Origin of the sequence: Pseudoalteromonas sp. SIMBA_162, from assembly GCF_046535955.1 — a bacterium.
In the GTDB taxonomy this organism is placed as follows: Bacteria; Pseudomonadota; Gammaproteobacteria; order Enterobacterales; family Alteromonadaceae; genus Pseudoalteromonas; species Pseudoalteromonas marina.
This window is the reverse complement of record NZ_JAWJBQ010000666.1, coordinates 1-259: the sequence shown is the minus strand read 5'-3', so window position 1 is coordinate 259 and position 259 is coordinate 1. Positions and strand designations below refer to the sequence as shown.

Below are 259 nucleotides of genomic sequence, written 5' to 3'. Positions count from 1 at the left end.
AACCCACATCTTTGCCGGCAACGGCTACATCATCACCGCGCGCAACGGCCACTCGGCCTCCTATGGCTACGTGCGCCAGCGCTGCGAGGCGCGCCCGCTGCTGCTGGAGCACGGTGAAGACTTCGTGCTCTATGCCCTGCTGGACTTCGTTACCGAGAACTACCAGCCGGTCAGCGAAGCCATCCACGCGGAAATCGACGAGCTGGAACGCAACGTCCTCTGCGACTCGCTGAACGAACGGGACATCCAGCACCTGCAC

1 protein-coding gene is annotated in these 259 nt (G+C 62.9%); it reads left to right on the top strand.

Features of this window, described 5'->3' with window-relative positions:
• A partial coding sequence (locus R0J88_RS21330; protein ID WP_410901073.1) for a CorA family divalent cation transporter occupies positions 1-259 on the top strand: 259 nt, incomplete at both ends.